The organism is Wolbachia endosymbiont of Drosophila mauritiana (assembly GCF_004795975.1).
Lineage (GTDB): Bacteria > Pseudomonadota > Alphaproteobacteria > Rickettsiales > Anaplasmataceae > Wolbachia.
The window spans coordinates 651,603-666,958 of sequence record NZ_CP034335.1; the positions used below are offsets into that span (position 1 = coordinate 651,603).

Annotated in this window: 13 protein-coding genes and 2 pseudogenes; 3 read left to right on the plus strand and 12 right to left on the minus strand. The window is 33.8% G+C overall.

Features of this window, described 5'->3' with window-relative positions:
• Positions 1 to 11 precede the first annotated feature (11 nt).
• The 8 genes and pseudogenes from EJB00_RS03205 to EJB00_RS03235 all read right to left on the minus strand — a co-directional run bounded on the left by EJB00_RS03205 (position 12) and on the right by EJB00_RS03235 (position 6,399).
• Positions 12 to 212, minus strand: coding sequence for a hypothetical protein (locus EJB00_RS03205; RefSeq protein WP_041581408.1), 201 nt, complete (start codon positions 210 to 212; stop codon positions 12 to 14).
• A 41-nt stretch (positions 213 to 253) separates the two neighbouring features.
• Positions 254 to 2,497, minus strand: a complete 2,244-nt coding sequence (locus EJB00_RS03210) for a coiled-coil domain-containing protein (RefSeq protein ID WP_225416231.1) — start codon at positions 2,495 to 2,497, stop codon at positions 254 to 256.
• Positions 2,498 to 2,732: 235 nt separating this feature from the next.
• Positions 2,733 to 2,996: pseudogene (locus EJB00_RS03215) on the minus strand (transposase); the annotation flags it as partial.
• Positions 2,997 to 3,049: 53 nt separating this feature from the next.
• Positions 3,050 to 3,875: pseudogene (locus EJB00_RS03220) on the minus strand (transposase).
• 32 nt (positions 3,876 to 3,907) lie between these two features.
• A complete protein-coding gene (locus EJB00_RS06145; RefSeq protein ID WP_158673916.1) occupies positions 3,908 to 4,072 on the minus strand; it encodes a hypothetical protein in 165 nt (54 codons plus the stop codon).
• Positions 4,073 to 4,117: 45 nt separating this feature from the next.
• Complete coding sequence (locus tag EJB00_RS03225) at positions 4,118 to 4,267, minus strand: leucine-rich repeat domain-containing protein (protein ID WP_135352834.1); 150 nt, start codon at positions 4,265 to 4,267, stop codon at positions 4,118 to 4,120.
• Positions 4,261 to 5,364, minus strand: a complete 1,104-nt coding sequence (locus EJB00_RS03230) for a magnesium transporter (RefSeq protein WP_136132831.1) — start codon at positions 5,362 to 5,364, stop codon at positions 4,261 to 4,263. Before EJB00_RS03230 ends, EJB00_RS03225 begins: the two co-directional genes overlap by 7 nt.
• Before the next feature lie 15 nt (positions 5,365 to 5,379).
• Positions 5,380 to 6,399, minus strand: a complete 1,020-nt coding sequence (locus tag EJB00_RS03235) for an IS110 family RNA-guided transposase (RefSeq protein ID WP_135352712.1) — start codon at positions 6,397 to 6,399, stop codon at positions 5,380 to 5,382.
• A 296-nt stretch (positions 6,400 to 6,695) separates the two neighbouring features.
• Between EJB00_RS03235 and EJB00_RS03240 the strand changes: the two genes are divergently transcribed.
• The 3 genes from EJB00_RS03240 to EJB00_RS03250 all read left to right on the plus strand — a co-directional run bounded on the left by EJB00_RS03240 (position 6,696) and on the right by EJB00_RS03250 (position 8,688).
• Entirely contained in the window at positions 6,696 to 7,793 is a 1,098-nt protein-coding gene (locus tag EJB00_RS03240) for a hypothetical protein (protein ID WP_225416324.1), read from the plus strand.
• A 71-nt stretch (positions 7,794 to 7,864) separates the two neighbouring features.
• Positions 7,865 to 8,101 carry a translation initiation factor IF-1 gene (gene infA / locus EJB00_RS03245; RefSeq protein WP_135353080.1) on the plus strand — a complete coding sequence of 79 codons (237 nt, stop codon included), beginning with the start codon at positions 7,865 to 7,867 and terminating at the stop codon, positions 8,099 to 8,101.
• The gene (locus tag EJB00_RS03250) at positions 8,098 to 8,688 is read left to right on the plus strand and encodes a Maf family nucleotide pyrophosphatase (RefSeq protein WP_015587704.1); all 591 of its coding nucleotides are present in this window, start codon (positions 8,098 to 8,100) and stop codon (positions 8,686 to 8,688) included. The genes infA and EJB00_RS03250 overlap by 4 nt, the downstream gene beginning before the upstream one ends.
• Here EJB00_RS03250 and EJB00_RS03255 read toward each other — a convergent pair.
• From EJB00_RS03255 to groL, 4 genes are all read right to left on the minus strand, one after another.
• Positions 8,680 to 10,899: a hypothetical protein gene (locus EJB00_RS03255; protein ID WP_015587705.1), complete on the minus strand. Its 2,220-nt coding sequence runs from the start codon at positions 10,897 to 10,899 to the stop codon at positions 8,680 to 8,682. The genes EJB00_RS03250 and EJB00_RS03255 overlap by 9 nt on opposite strands.
• A 380-nt stretch (positions 10,900 to 11,279) precedes the next feature.
• Positions 11,280 to 12,617, minus strand: coding sequence for an alanine:cation symporter family protein (locus EJB00_RS03260; protein WP_015587706.1), 1,338 nt, complete (start codon positions 12,615 to 12,617; stop codon positions 11,280 to 11,282).
• A gap of 259 nt (positions 12,618 to 12,876) precedes the next feature.
• Positions 12,877 to 13,380, minus strand: a complete 504-nt coding sequence (locus tag EJB00_RS03265) for a protein-disulfide reductase DsbD domain-containing protein (RefSeq protein WP_135353081.1) — start codon at positions 13,378 to 13,380, stop codon at positions 12,877 to 12,879.
• A 287-nt stretch (positions 13,381 to 13,667) separates the two neighbouring features.
• Positions 13,668 to 15,326: a chaperonin GroEL gene (gene groL / locus EJB00_RS03270; protein WP_015587708.1), complete on the minus strand. Its 1,659-nt coding sequence runs from the start codon at positions 15,324 to 15,326 to the stop codon at positions 13,668 to 13,670.
• Positions 15,327 to 15,356 lie beyond the last annotated feature (30 nt).

Genomic DNA, 15,356 nt, shown 5'->3' on the forward strand with positions numbered 1-15,356 from the left:
ACTTGGGCAAATCAGTTCGTATGTAAATTTAACAGAAGTAAGCCAATATAGATGATTTTAGCGTATAATGAAATCATTGAACGTTCCCGATAACCGTAAGAAAAATAAGCTTTAGTAGGTAAGCTAATCCTTTCTTTATCATTTATTTTGACAGTTACAAGCTTATTTTTACCATCACAAAAAGCACCTCCCGGCTCTAAATTAAAACGCATCTTAACCCTCCTGGTTTCTATATCTTAATATATATTAACTATCATAATCCCCTACCATAAGCTCTTGCATTTACTTTTAGTAGCTGATTTCTATTAACTTCTTCTACAAAGCTAGATGGATTTTCCATTGTACAATCTGACTTTCTAATAGTCTTACCTAACTCTTTAAAAGCACTACTATTTCTTTCGAAATACCCATTTTCTATGGCTGTCAAAACACTTTCTCCCCCTAAAAGACAATTTTGTCCTAAATTTGATTTATTCTCTAACTTATTAAACCTTACTTCATCGATAAGCCTCACCTCTATTTTATTACTATCTTCCTCATTAGGGCATAGATATATACTGATCTCTCCTATTTCAGTAGAAAAAGACATTTCAATGATGCCTTCTAAAACGTCCGTATAATTTCTCCTTTCCCCTATATTTTCAACTCTAATTATACTTTTTCCAACTTGAAGTACACCAATATTTAGATTTAAATCTTTAGCTTTCTGATTATTGAATATCTTTGCAACTTCAATAGTACTATTTTGTGGGTAATCTATACAAAAATATCCATTATCTATTTCTAGTTCAAAGTCATGTTTATCAATTTGCTCACTTTTACTTATAATACTTTCAAGTGCTAACTCCTTCAGCTTTGAAAGGTTTGCTTTTCGCTGACCTAAGGTATCTTTATCTGAATAAATTACGTTTACTACATCTCCATGCTCTTCATCGCTAAATCTGTTTAAAGATGCACCTTCTGATATTATCTGAAATATTTTTTTCTTGTGTAAAAACTCATAAATTTGAGTAGTGTCAGCAGATAAATATAGCTTTGGGAATGTGTCAGCTATACGATCTATCAAGGACATATCAGATTTATATGGAAAAGTGAACATTATTCCTTGTTTCAGTGCTTCGTTTATAACTTTATCAAGTTCTTTTTCGCACTTCTCATAATCTTCTTCGCTACCAGAGTAACCTAAAATGTCCAGATAATCATGGATCTTATTTATTTTTTGCCAAATACTTTCATACTTTTCTTCTTCTCTTGTATTCGGTTTTACTTTCGCTAAAGAAAAAGAGTCTTTTTGACGAATTAAAACAAAAGTATCTTTTTCTTTATGAATTATGGCTTCATCATAGAATAGTTGACTGTAACGCTTACCAAAACTTTCATCATAATCAGGGCAAGGGCTAACATTGTTGTCATCGTCACTTTCACTATCCGTTTCGTTCCATACTTCAATTGGGAAATCATTATTTTCAAGGTTTTCATCTTCACTTATTCGACAATTTTCTGTTTTTCCATATAGCCAGGTTGATTTCTGGTCATCGCTACTTTCATCGTCAGCTTCATTCCATACTCCAATCTCGAAATCAGTATTTTCAAGGTTTTTATCTTCACTTGTTCGATAATTTTCTGCTTCTCTATCTGGTAAGGTTGGTTCTTGATCATCATTATCTTTAATACACCTGATTTCTACTTCAGGTATAGACTGAGGTCTCGCTATTTCTTTTCTTACGTTTTCTTTGTTTATTTCATCTGCAAGAGACACTTCATTACTAATATAGAAATTTTTCTGTTTTAAACTCTCGTTTTCCTTCTGCAGGCTACTGAATTCTGCAAATAGTTCTTTATACCCTGATAAATAAATACAAAATTGATCTCTTACATCATTAAGTTCCTTCTCTTTTTCTAATATTTGATTTTCATAATCACCTTTCAAATCCTCTATACTGTTTATCAGCACTGTACTTTCTTTTCTTACTCTATTTAACTCATCTTCAGTCAAAACCAGTTTTTGCTGTAACTCTTCATTTATTTTGTCTGTTAACTGAATTTCATTCTTTGCCTCTTTTAATTGGTTATTTAAGTTCTTAATTACATCACTTTTGTTCTGAGTTTCTAATAATAACATTTCTACTTTCTGTTTTAGCTGTTCGATGTCTTGATCATTTTCAGTTAAATTTCTCGTCCTTCTTTGTAATTCAACTTCAACCCTTTTAATTTTCCCTTCTAGGGTTTGCATTTCTCTGGTAAGTTCACTTACTTCTTCGTAATACTCTTCTACTCTTTTCTTATAGTGTTTTTGTAACTCTACATTTTTTTTAAGATCAAAATTTTCTTGTTGTAGATTTTCTATTTTACTTTTCAAACTATCTATTGCTTGATTTTCTTCACTGCTAATCTCAAATACCTCTTCAGGAAAATGTGCAAATTCACAAGATGAAATACCTTCAAGGTCGTTACTACCAAATAAATTATATTGTACTACCTGCTTTAAACTAAACATACCTATACCCCCTACTAAAATAAACAGATAATACATTGTATGTGCTGTATGTCATAAGTTCAATTGATTTGAACATAATTTGTTTACTAATTCCTATTGTGAATTTTTATAGAATAGGTTTAGGTGTAAAATATTATGATACCATTAAAGTAGATGGATAAAGCACAGTCTTTTTGAGAGGATAAATTTAATGAAAAGACCATACTATAGCTCTTTTCATAATAGTCCGGAAAGTTCATAGAAAAGCAGAATCAACAGCATGACGAAAAGATGTGAATAGAGGGATGTTTTTCCTAGCTCTATTTTTTATAGCAAACCAATGATGCTCAATTTTATTGAAATCTGGGGAATACGCAGGAAGATACAAAATTTCAGCACCAACTCCTTTAGCAAGTTCAGTAATCTTATTAGACTTATGAAAAGTAGCATTATCAAGGATAACAGTTTGTCCAGGTTTCAAAATCGGTGTCAGAAACTGCTCAAACCATCTAAAGACCTGCTGCGAATCAAGCGATAAAAAAAGGAAAGGAGGGTGAGTAAAATCAAGGTTAACTAAAAGGAGTGCTTAAGATTCACAATACCAGCAATAATATTGAACCTCAGGTTATATTTTTTCTGAAAATTGCGATAAACATTCGACATAATCTTAAATATCTTTATCTCTCGGATCTTATTTTCTACTCTCATTCTAAATGATGCTAATCTTCTATTATGCTCTTTCTGCTCTGGAGTTAATGGCTTTTTACGATACTTTTTATATGACATTACTTTGCAATTTTTGCCAACCTTGATATCCAGAATCGGCATATTTTATACTATCGAGTGGTAGATATTTTCCTTGTTTCCTTATGCGAAAATCACTAATTCTACCACGATATGACTTTGACACTGATAAAATTCTTCCTCCTTCTTCGATAATAATCTCAGTTTTCATAGTGTTGGTTCTTTTTTTTCCTGAATATGATTTCTTCCGTTTTTTACTATCTTCTGGTCTCTGTATTTGCTGTTCTGTAACATCAGCCAGAATTTTCAGTATTTTTTCTGGTGTCATACTTCTATCTTTTTTTATAGTAACTTTTTTGGCGAGTAATGGCTCTATTCTCTTAAGTAACCTACATACATTTGCGTTGTGCACATTGAATAGGCATCCTAAAAATCTATGTGTTATGTAAGTGCGATAGTACAAAATTACGCAAAACAACTTATCTTCCAGAGTTGGTAGTTTTGATCTTCTACCATGGCACTTTTTCTGTTTTTCAAGTTTTTCCCATCCAGACCTCACTTTTTCCACTACTTTTTCAAACTCCTCTTTAGTTAAACCTGTTATATTACGAAAGTTTCTTGGGTGTTTCCTCATATTATAGTAACTAAAGCTCATTTTTTACCTTACTCAATCTGCTGATTCTTCTTTTACCTCTCTCTCATCATTTTTTCAATCACCTTTTGCAGCAGGTCTATAGCTCCCTCTACTATATATATCCTCACCACTAATATCGTTACCGCATAAACAAAGGCAAATAGCATTTGAAAATTAGCTAAAGCTTTTATCCCTTCATTACCAATTTTGTTTGACATCAAATAGAATTTAGCAAGATTGGTAAGATTAGCTAAAGCTCTTGCTCATTCATCACCAATGTTGTTCTCACTTAAATTAAGTCTAGTAAGATTTATGAGATTAGCTAAAGCTTTCGCTCCTTCATCACCGATTCCATTATCACACAAGTGCAGTTCAGTAAGATTTTTAAGATTAACTAGAGCTTTTGTTAGCAAATTCCATCCACTTGCTGTCTAGCTGCTTCTGAACTAGGCTTATCTAATTCACTACAAGGCTTTAATACTGAATATGTAATACCACCAGCAATAACTCCTATTACTAACGCAGCTGCTACAGCTATGCCAATTAAAGCCAATATTGGTAATGCAACACCAGCAGCAAAACATCCACCACCAGCTGCTAATGCAGCTACAACACCACAAACACTACCAATCATTATTGATCTATTAATAGTTTTTACTGTGTCTTTCTGAGGATATTTATCACTATTCTCTATTTTAGATATATTACTTTCAATTTTAAACATACCTTCATTATTAGCTATATTTTCTTCAGCTTTAGGTATGCTACTTTCGGGCGCTAAAGGATGTTTATCACTTTTGTGATTACTAGGTACGTTCTTTGCAAGTATTTCTAGCCAACCATCAATTTTAGTTTTTTGCTCTTCATTCTGCTCTTGATTTTTTAATGTTTCTAAAATCTCCTTAAGTCTTTTATGATCATATTCTTCTTCTATACCAACAAAAACTTCTTTTAATATATTATTTTTTTCAGCTACGTCTAGAATAGCTCTAGTACCTTCCTGATTTTCATTATTTATATTATCTATAGCATAGCCAAGCGGTGTTAGAATATATTCTAGACAACCGGATAACTTTACAATCAGATTTGCAGTAGTAAGAACTTCTTTTAGTACCTCTTTATCTTTTTCAGCTACGTCTAGAATAGCTCTAGTACCTTCCTGATTTTGAGTATCTATAGCATAGCCAAGCGGTGTGAAAGTCCACTTACTACCACTTTGGAACTTTTTAATTATATTTGCAGTGGTAAGAACTTCTTTTAGCACCTCTTTATCTTTTTCAGCTACGTCTAGAATAGCTCTAATGCTTTCCTGATTTTGAGTATCTATAGCATAGCCAAGCGGTGTGAAAGTCCACTTACTACCACTTTGGAACTTTTTAATTATATTTGCAGTGGTAAGAACTTCTTTTAATACACCTTCTTGTTCAATTTTCTTAAGAATAGGAGCAACATTACTGTTTTTTCCTTTTTCTATTTCATCTCTTAACTCATCACATAATTCCTTTGTCATGTTCAACTCCTATGATTATTGTCCAATAGAAATTTCAAATTTTGTAAAATCTTTAAAAACCCAGTTATTTTTAAGAGTGTAGAAAATAGTTATAAGAAATTTTCTAGCAGTAGCAGTTATAGCCTTAGCAGAACCACGCTTCTTTTTTATATGTTCATAAAAGCTTTTCAAGTAAGGACTGTAACGTACAGCAATCCAAGTACATTGAACTAAAGAAGTACGCGCTATTTTTGACCCTCGTTTGGTAATTCTTCCAATTGTACATTGCTGATTAGATTGAGAAACTCTTGGTACAACTCCAAAATATGCAGTAAGTTTCTCAGGTCTACGGAAATCATTAATGTCTCCAATTGTTACAATAAAAACAGCTGCAGAAATTGGACCTATTCCCTTTATGCTGATAAGATTGCTGAACCCAGGAAGTTGTTTAGCGAAAGCTATAATTTCCTTTTCAAGCTTTTTAAGGCTTTCTCGGATAGCTTCTAAATGATAGCTAATCACTTCAATTTCAACTTTTTCTAAAGGATCCCAATTATGCTTTTGAGTAGCACGTTCAAATCCTACTTTAGTTGTAAGTACTTCTTTTTTAATTTTTATTCCATGGTAATTAAAAAGACCATGAACTTTATTGATTAAAGATACCCGTGACTTTACTAACTGATCTCTCGTTTGAAGAAGAGAAGCTAACTGCTGGCATTGTTTGTTTTTGCACCTTGCCTCAGGCAACATATCTTTGCTGAGAAAGAAAGCAATAGCTCGTGCATCATGCTTATCTGTTTTGTTCACAGAGCGACGAACAACTTCAAACTGCCCAGGAGCAATTATTACTATGCATTTAACGTAAGGTGAAACTGCATCATAAAAGAAACAGCTATTACCTGTTGCTTCTATGGCTACTTCATCTGTTTCTTGAAGATCTTTGGTGAAATTATCCAAGTCTTTTAAGCGAAACGTTTGAATATGCTCAGGTTTCCCTTCCTGTAAGTAACAAGCAGTAAAACTATTGGTATGTAAATCAACTCCAATGTGACGCATATTTTTTCCTCCAATTGCATATTTCAATATATCAGAGTAGAATATTGCCAGTTGTTCCAAACTCCTATACGAGGTCATCACATCACATTTTGTGAGCCTCACGATGATTTTCGGTGGCAGGGGCAGTTAATCTCTCCTACGAAGTCTTCTTTCTATTCTTCATATAAGAGCAGAAAGTGCTTCAGAAAAATATCCAACCTGCCACCTAGTCCACTCTGAGAAGTTATTATCTTCTCTTGCTTACAACCAAGCAATACTTATTCATACCATCTCTCCTCTCCTTATATGATGCTGTAATGGAATCACTAGAAGAGGATAGGGCTACTCCTATTAATTTTTACAATGAATCTATGGTGGCTTATCAAGGTAAGGAACCAGAGGGGAAGTTAGATCATAAAGTTGATGCTGATAATAGCCTTCCTTCTTCTCCTTCTATTAATAGCAATGCATTGGAAGTCAATTTACAGCACACTGAAAAACCAGAAGTTGCTTCACAACAAATAACTGATTTACAAAACAGTTTTGGAAAAGAAGAGCGAAAAAACACAGAATTGCAAACTGAACTGGCACAAAAAGATGAAAAGTTAGCAAGTGTGTTAGCAGAGTTACAAGAGAAAGCACAAGAACTTAAAAATGTATGTGAAGCAAAAGGAAAGCTAGAGGGTAAGCTAAAAGATGTTAATACAGAAAAGAAGGAGTTAGAAGACAAGTTAAAAGAAGCAGCACACATAATGAAGGAAAAGGAGCAGTATATAAGCAATTTAAAACTTCAAGTGCAAGAGTTGAAAGATGAGCATAAAGCACAACTGGAATCTTATGAACAAGGGATATGCAAACTAGCATGGGAAGTTGAAGAGTTAAGAAGCAAGCTAGAGTGTGAGAATGAATGGGATGATAAAGTTGTAGAAATAGCTGATGGACTGGAAGAAAAAATTCATGCTGATGAACAAAGAAGCCTAAATAATCAATTTTATACTCCAACAAGAAATATTTTTAATGAGACTAATAATGAGTCTTGTGTTCCACTGGAAGAAAAGATGACGTTACTCAGATCTTCAAGCTCTGATGGCGGATATGGTAGTGATAATGGTTTATCTTCTAACATGAGTTCTATTGAACAAAGAAGCTTCAATCATCAATTTTATACTCTAGCAGGAAACGTTTTTAGTGAGCCTGATAGTGCCTCACAAAAGAAGACAGAGTTATCCAGATCTTCAAGTTTTGATAGTGGACTTGATAGCGATGAGGAAAATTGTGATAATGATTCATCTTCTAACATAAGTTCTATTGAGAAGGTAGCAGAGAGTAGAAGCGTAGGTAGCTCGCTTTCCTCTTGCATTGTTAAGGAGATGATTGGAGTTAAGTTGCAAGAGCAATACTCAAGTAGAGTATAAAAATCTCTTGTATTGATAATAATTTAAAATCTATAGTAGACTGAAAAAGATTATTAAATTATAATACGACAATGATAAAAGAAGACAAATCAAAAACAATTTTTGAAGTGGGAGGGGCAGTAACTGCTTTACTACCTGCAGCAGAATTTAGAGTGAAGCTGGACAATGAACATGAGATTATCTGTCATGTATCAGGAAGAGTGAGAAGAAGTAAAATACGTATCATTATAGGCGATAGAGTGTTAGTTGAGATGAGTATTTATGATAGGAATGCAAGAAAGGGTAGGATAATAAAAAGGCTCAAGTGATAGAACAATCTCTAGATAATCTTATTCTTGCTTCATCATCAGAAAGGCGAGTAGCCTTACTAAAACAAATAAATATTAAGCCAGGTTTGGTTTTGCCAGCAGATACAGATGAATCACCTTTGAAGAAAGAGCTGCCAAAAGATTACTCAATCCGTATGGCAAAAAGTAAAGCCGAGAAAATACAAAGTGCAAATCCAAATTACTTTGTGCTTGGTGTTGATACAGTTGTTGCTTGTGGTAGAAGGATACTGCTCAAAGCTGAAAACGTTGAGCAAGCAGAAAAATGCGTTCGCTTGTTATCAGGAAGAAGGCATAGAGTATACACCAGTGTGTGTTTATTAACTCCTGATCAATCTAAACAGCATATTAGGACTGTAGTTACAATAGTGAAATTTAAGCGTCTCAGCGAACAAGAAATTAAATATTATTTAGCATCAGAAGAGTGGAAAAACAGGGCAGGGGGGTGCAACATACAAGGTCTTGCAGGAATGTTTGTATTATTTTTACGTGGCTCATACTCTTCTGTAATAGGGTTACCATTACATGAAACCCATTGCTTGCTAAGTAATTATTTTTGCCTATATTGAAATACCATCATCTTTTTCCTGTTGCTCAGCAATACGTTTAATCCAAAGTAATTTTTTATTCTTGTTTGCTAATGCAATTCTATTGCGATCAGGACTATCATTGCGTTCTGTTAAAGTATCTTTTCTTTCCTCTTCTACTATTCCAGCTTTCAGTTGTACTGCATCTTTTTCTAGCAATTTATATAGTTCACTATTTTTGTCTATAGTCAGATTAGTATTATCATTTTCTTGTTCTGCCACTTTTCTTTCTAATAACTTACGTACAGGGTCATATTTTTTACCTTCTTTTATTTCTTTCAACATACTTTCTGAGAATAAATCTTTAGTAGCCTGGTGTGAAGGTTCTCTCAATCCTTTATTCAATTTTTCCAATGTATCTTTTGGTTCAATGGTTTCTAATTTCCTCTCTAATTGTTCAGGATTTACCTGAAAATTATCGTGGCTAGTGTAAGTTGGAGATGAGTAACCTGAGTCGTTTATTTCTTTCTCCGCTGCATTGTCTTTTAGCAATCCAGCTGCTAATAAATGTTCTTTTGTTTGCCCACTCATTTTCTTTTGATTTACTGGTTTTAGCAGGAATTTCTGAGTTTCTTTACCCAACTTACTGGTAAATTCCGTAAGTAGGGTATCATCTCTTTGTTCAACATTCATTAGGCTCGCTTTTAACTGTCCAGAATTTACTCGAGATTTTTCATGATTAGAGTGAGTTGGAGATGAATAGCCCGAATCGTTTGTTTTTATGTCTGTTGAGCTGTATTCTAGAGATTCATTTTCTTGTTCGGTTTCTTTTTGTTTATCGTTTCCTCTTTCTTCGTTTTCCTTAGTGCTAAGATAATCTTTTTCTTGTTTATAATCTGATTGAGGATTTGAAAGCGTTATATACTCATCTTCGTTATCGCTCCAACCATCTTCGAAGTCAGAAAATTCTTCATCATACTCACTTTCACTACGTAATAACTCATTTTTTGCTTTCCATGCAAGAATCGAAGCTACATCATTTAGTGGTTGCTTATTTCCAGTATTGCGTGATTCTTTAACTTTTTTGAATGCAACGTCTTGTGCTGGTGCAGCGCTTTCAGTAGCTGTAGGATCAAAAATTGCACCTTTTTGTCGATTATTAGATATTTGCTCACTTTCATCTGATTTTCGGCTTCCAGGTACAGCATGTCCAAATGTAGCAAATGTAGGATTGTCATACCGTTCATCCTCTTGTATATTATCTTGATTGTAGATTACAGACTTGGTGAAAATAGTACTGCTTGAAGAAGCATCAGAATATGGAGAATTGTAGTTATTTCTACTATTAATCCGTATTGGCTGATACTCATCTTTTTTCTGATTATTAGGTAATGAACTAGCTCTAGGTGGCAGTGACGGTGGAATCTTTTTAGCAGATGCGTTATTAGAATTTGTAGTGCTAGTCGTTGCATGCTTAAACTCAACTTCTTGATCTTGAGTAGCTTGAACGCCAATACCTTTAGTAATATCACTTTCTATGAAAGTTTCAGATGATTGTTGATTCTCTTGTTCTTGTCCTTTCTCCTTGAATTGTATTTGATATAGGAATAAGCCACCTATTTTTACATCTGTATTTGCTTTTAATTGTTCCTCAGTAACACCATTACGTTCAGTGAGATCTATACCATCTTTATCAATCTTGATTTTGATAGTACATTTTTTTCCATTTTTGTCATACCAATTCAAAGTCATTTCATATGAACCATCGGTTACAACATAATGCCTTATTCTTTTTTCTCCTTCTTCGGCAACAAAACCGTGCATTCCGCTCTTTCCATCACTATGCAGCGTTGAAAATCCCGAAATTCCTTTCTTCTGACAAAAGTCACTATTTAAAAACTCGCTGATTTTAAACTCTTTTTTGTCATCTACCAGTGTAATACTTGCGTGATCGCCATATATTGAAACTCCTACGATATCATCAACATACTCTTTTAACCTTGCTTTAACTTCACTTTCAAGCTTTTGTTCAGCTTTCTTTATCTTGTTCTGCTCTGGAAGAATAATTTCATAAGCTTTATTTTTGTCTTCATCTGTCTCCAAATTCCAGATAGGGTGCTTTATTAGAAACTTTACTGCATTAAAACCAACTCTGGAATTATAAATTGGGTCGTCTTCCTTTTTTATTTCATCGAATAAGGTAAAAAATCCTCGAATGAATTCATGATATTGTTGTGTGCTTTGAGTATTCATATTTTCCCTCACTAATAACCCTCTGCCTTTTAGCCTTAGCTAGTACAATTATTACGGGAATTGATTTAGTTTTTATTAAAGAAGTTGTATTGATAACGTGATGACATGAGCTATTTTATGTTCACATCAAGCAATTTAAGTTGTCATCCCAGTCTGGAATCTAGATTTTTCTAGACTTGATCCTATAGTCAAATTCATAACTACAAACGTTGTAATATAAGAGTAATTTTCACCAAAAAGTATGTCATTTGAGTAGCTGACACTGGGATCCAGTGGCACTCAGTTAGTGAGCATAAAAGTATTATGTTAAAACATAACATTTTTGATGAAGTTCATGAAAGGCTGGATTACAGACTGGGATGACAACTTAAAATATTGCTTTAGCTCTGTTTTTGCAACTTCGAGTATTTGCTACTCATAGTAAATACTTCTGGATCTTGAGAAGTGAGCTTGAGTATAGCAAGTATGTTTATGAGCAGCAAAGCAGCAATTGAAATATCAGCGATATCCCAGAGTAACTTAACTCCACCGATTGCACCAAGTGGAATGATTAAGGTAAAAACTACAGTCCAGATTTTAGTGTATTTATTATCCATAGATACATAGCGTATTGTTTGTTTTGAACAAAAAAACCAAGTAAAGATAGTAGTAAAGGCAAAACAAAACATTATAGCCATAATTAAATAGTCAGTATAGGGCCAATTCATAGCTTTTCTAAAAGCAAAAATGCACATATTAGTGCTCTCTAAATCAGTAATCCAAGAATCCGTGACAAGCAGTACCATTGTTGTAATGAACACTATAAGTGCAACTATAAAAGGAGATATTATTGTAATGAGGCTCTGTTCAATGATAAATTTATTGTTGTTTTTCTTAGGAACAATTGAAGAGTGCACAATCCCTTCAAGACCAAGCCCTATATCTGTTGCAAAAATACCTCGCAAAGTTCCTACTTGAATAATAGTCAACATTTCTAAAATAAAACCTAAAGATAAACCAGATGTAAAGCTACTAGTTGTAAAAAAACTGCTTGTTATTAGTTTTAGAGAAGGAAGAATATTTTCGCTAAACTTAAATAATATGATACCACAAAGTGTAAGGTAACTTACCGTCATTATCGGTATCATAGCCGATATAAAAATTTTAATTTTTTTTAAGCTAAGAGCTGCAACAACAAAAAATATTATGGCCATTACAATGCCGCCGATGACTACAGGTATATCTACCATGCTGAGTGGTATTGATAGAGAGTTTACCTGAACAAGGTTACCAACTGTTATTGAAGCCATGATCATAATCGCTAGAAACACAATTGTAGCTTTTCTAGAGTTAAATGCATCAGTCATGTAGGCTACAGGTCCACCTATAAACCTTCCATTTTTTTCTTTTCTAGCTTTTATACTTAGGTAACAAGTAACATATTTTATTACAGAAGTGATAACAATAATTATTGCCATCCATAAAATAGAGCCCGGTCCTCCGGTTTTTAGAGCAACAGCAGTGCCTGAAACGTTTCCTACTCCTAAATTTCCTCCTAAGATTGTAAACAGGGCGGCTATAGAAGAAAATTTATTTTCTCCTCTTTTAGCTCCAATAAGTGAAACGGCATACGGTAGTCTAAACACCTGTAACCATTTTAGTTTAACCGATAGGTAAACACCAGCAACTAGTATGAGTAGTATTGTTGGCAGTAATAAAACAAACTTTACTGTATCCATCTGTAAAAGAGAGATTTTTACTCGAGTATATAGCAAAAGTTGAAAATACCTAACCTATTTTCTATGTATGACTTCGTTTCCGTCATTCTAGCACCCCTTTCTGTCATCCTAGCGCTCCTTTCTTGTCATCCCAGTGCGTGACACTGGGATCTAAATTTTTTATGCGAAACCATTATACTTGTAGGCCCAAGTTCCTCACATAGTGAACAAAAAAGTAAATGAGATTCCAGACTGGAATAACACCTACCCCATGAGAACCCTATTTTTCATACCACTCATTTATGAGTTTATTGATATCGGGATCTATAAAATCCTTTAGTGGTCGACTGGTTTTTATCTCGGCATTTTTAGGGATACACCTATCTTTACATATTGCGTACTTTATATGAAAGTTAATATCAACATATTCTTTATTTGGAATGATATTAGTTTTAAGGGGAAATAACACCATATCTTCATATATGTTACTAACAAATGTAACTTCCCCAACTTTATCTTCATGTTCCTTGGGAGTAGGCCAATGAATATCTATATTTGATATGTTACCCTGACAGTCAAAGGAAGTAGGAAGGCCGAAATCTCCAGGGTCTTTGTAATATATATGCCAACTTGGTTTTATTGTAACCTTTATTGCGCCTTCAATGGTAAGGTTTGCTTTATTTACCTTACCAATGAGCAGATCAAATTTTGCAACTTCTTCTTCAGCGCACAATTGAGTGCAAGAAAAAAGTAAAAGTAGGATTGAGTATATACGTATTTTCATAAATACTCTATTTATGAAGAAAATAATTTAAGTTCTATCTATTATAATAAAAATATTATATAAATCATTTGTTAATATAATATTATGCTAATACAAATATACTAGCAAGTATAACTTTCATATATTATTTTTTTATTTTTAAGCAGTTATAATATTAAAGAGACGTAACAAATATAAATAGTAGTGGCTTTGCATAGAAAATCACAAATTTATTTCCTTTATAAATGTAAGACTTTTTAGAACTAGAAAGATACCTTGGAGCAAGTTGCTCCAAGGCTCTTGTTTACTTAGAATCCACCCATTCCGCCCATTGCTCCTGCACCCATAGGTGATGAAGCATTTTCTTCTTTGTTTGGTAGATCAATTATCATAGATTCAGTAGTAATAAGTGCGCTTGCTACAGAAACTGCCGTTTCGAAAGCAATACGAACTACTTTTGCCGGATCAATTACACCAGCTGTTGATGCATTAGCGTAGTTCATAGCCTCAACGTTGTATATAAGCTCTTTATCATTCTGCTTAATCAAATAGTCAATTATAACAGCAGATTCAAGACCAGCATTTTTAACCAATCTTTTGATTGGAGCACTGAGAACTTTTTTGACAATGTTGATACCTATTTGCTCTTCATCGCTTGAAGCTTTTAGCTTATCAAGAGCAGATGCAGCGTAAAGAAGTGCAACTCCTCCACCTGGAACTATCCCTTCTTCAATTGCAGCTCTTGTTGCATGAAGTGCATCTTCAACTCTATCTCTGCGTTCTTTTACTTCTACTTCGGTTGCTCCACCAACTTTCAGCACAGCAACGCCGCCTGATAATTTCGCTAAACGCTCTCTCAGCTTTTCTTTATCATAATCAGAGGTTGAAGTTTCAATCTGAGATTTAATTTGGTTGATTCTAGCATTTACTCTGTTTTGTTTGTCATAGTTATTGTCTTCACTAACAATTGTGGTATTGTCTTTAGTGATTTTAACATTTTTAGCAGTACCAAGATCTTCAAGAGTCAAATCTTCCATCTTGATTCCAAGCTCATCTTTTATGACATACTTAGCACCTGTTAAAGCTGCTATATCTTCGAGCATCTCCTTTCTCCTATCACCAAAACCTGGAGCTTTTACTGCAGCAACTTTTAGACCACGTAATTTGTTGATCACTAAAGTGCTTAATGCTTCACCTTCAACATCTTCTGCAATGATAAACAAAGGTTTACCAGACTTAAAAATAGCCTCAAGAATAGGAAGTAAAGGTTGAATAATATTAAGTTTTTTTTCTGTAATCAGCAAATATGGATCATCAAGCTCCACGCTCATCTTTTCATTATTTGTAACAAAGTATGGAGAGAGATAACCACGGTCAAACTGCATACCAGTTGTAAGTTCAACTTCTAATTCTTTTGAACCCTTACTCTCTTCAACAGTGATGACGCCTTCTTTTCCAACCTTTTTAACAGCGTCAGCAATGCTATTACCAATATCTTTATCACCATTTGCAGAAATTATTGCAACTTGTGCAACTTCATCCATTTTCTCTAAAGAAATTGTGCGAGACATTGATGTAATTTCCTTTAATATCACATCTTTTGCCTTCTGTATTCCATTTTTGATACAAATACGATCATTTCCAGCTGCAATTGACTTTGAAGCTTCCATTATCATATTGCTAGTCAGTATTGAGCATGTTGTGGTACCATCACCAACTTTGTCATTACACTGAGAAGCACTTTGAGCAATGGTGCTTACTATCGCAGAGTGTAATGGTTTTTCAGGCTTTATACCTTTCATTACCTTATAGCCATCCTTTGTGACCTCTGGTCCACCATATGGCTTGCTAATTCCTATTGTATTTCCCCTAGGCCCTGCAGTTGCTCCCACCGTTGAGTCAACCATTGCTGCAACTTCACGAAAGGCTCCTTGCAACTGTTCGCCTGATACTACTATGTTAGCCATTTTTATCACTCCTTAAATTAATAAAAAATT

What these genes read in the sequence shown, in the direction of transcription:
- EJB00_RS03205 (WP_041581408.1), bottom strand. Translation starts at nt 212, where the DNA reads ATGCGTTTTAATTTAGAGCCGGGAGGTGCTTTTTGTGATGGTAAAAAT.
- EJB00_RS03210 (WP_225416231.1), bottom strand. Translation starts at nt 2,497, where the DNA reads ATGTTTAGTTTAAAGCAGGTAGTACAATATAATTTATTTGGTAGTAAC.
- EJB00_RS06145 (WP_158673916.1), bottom strand. Translation starts at nt 4,072, where the DNA reads ATGTCAAACAAAATTGGTAATGAAGGGATAAAAGCTTTAGCTAATTTT.
- EJB00_RS03230 (WP_136132831.1), bottom strand. Translation starts at nt 5,364, where the DNA reads ATGACAAAGGAATTATGTGATGAGTTAAGAGATGAAATAGAAAAAGGA.
- EJB00_RS03235 (WP_135352712.1), bottom strand. Translation starts at nt 6,399, where the DNA reads ATGCGTCACATTGGAGTTGATTTACATACCAATAGTTTTACTGCTTGT.
- EJB00_RS03240 (WP_225416324.1), top strand. Translation starts at nt 6,696, where the DNA reads ATGGAATCACTAGAAGAGGATAGGGCTACTCCTATTAATTTTTACAAT.
- infA (WP_135353080.1), top strand. Translation starts at nt 7,865, where the DNA reads ATGATAAAAGAAGACAAATCAAAAACAATTTTTGAAGTGGGAGGGGCA.
- EJB00_RS03255 (WP_015587705.1), bottom strand. Translation starts at nt 10,899, where the DNA reads ATGAATACTCAAAGCACACAACAATATCATGAATTCATTCGAGGATTT.
- EJB00_RS03260 (WP_015587706.1), bottom strand. Translation starts at nt 12,617, where the DNA reads ATGGATACAGTAAAGTTTGTTTTATTACTGCCAACAATACTACTCATA.
- EJB00_RS03265 (WP_135353081.1), bottom strand. Translation starts at nt 13,380, where the DNA reads ATGAAAATACGTATATACTCAATCCTACTTTTACTTTTTTCTTGCACT.
- groL (WP_015587708.1), bottom strand. Translation starts at nt 15,326, where the DNA reads ATGGCTAACATAGTAGTATCAGGCGAACAGTTGCAAGGAGCCTTTCGT.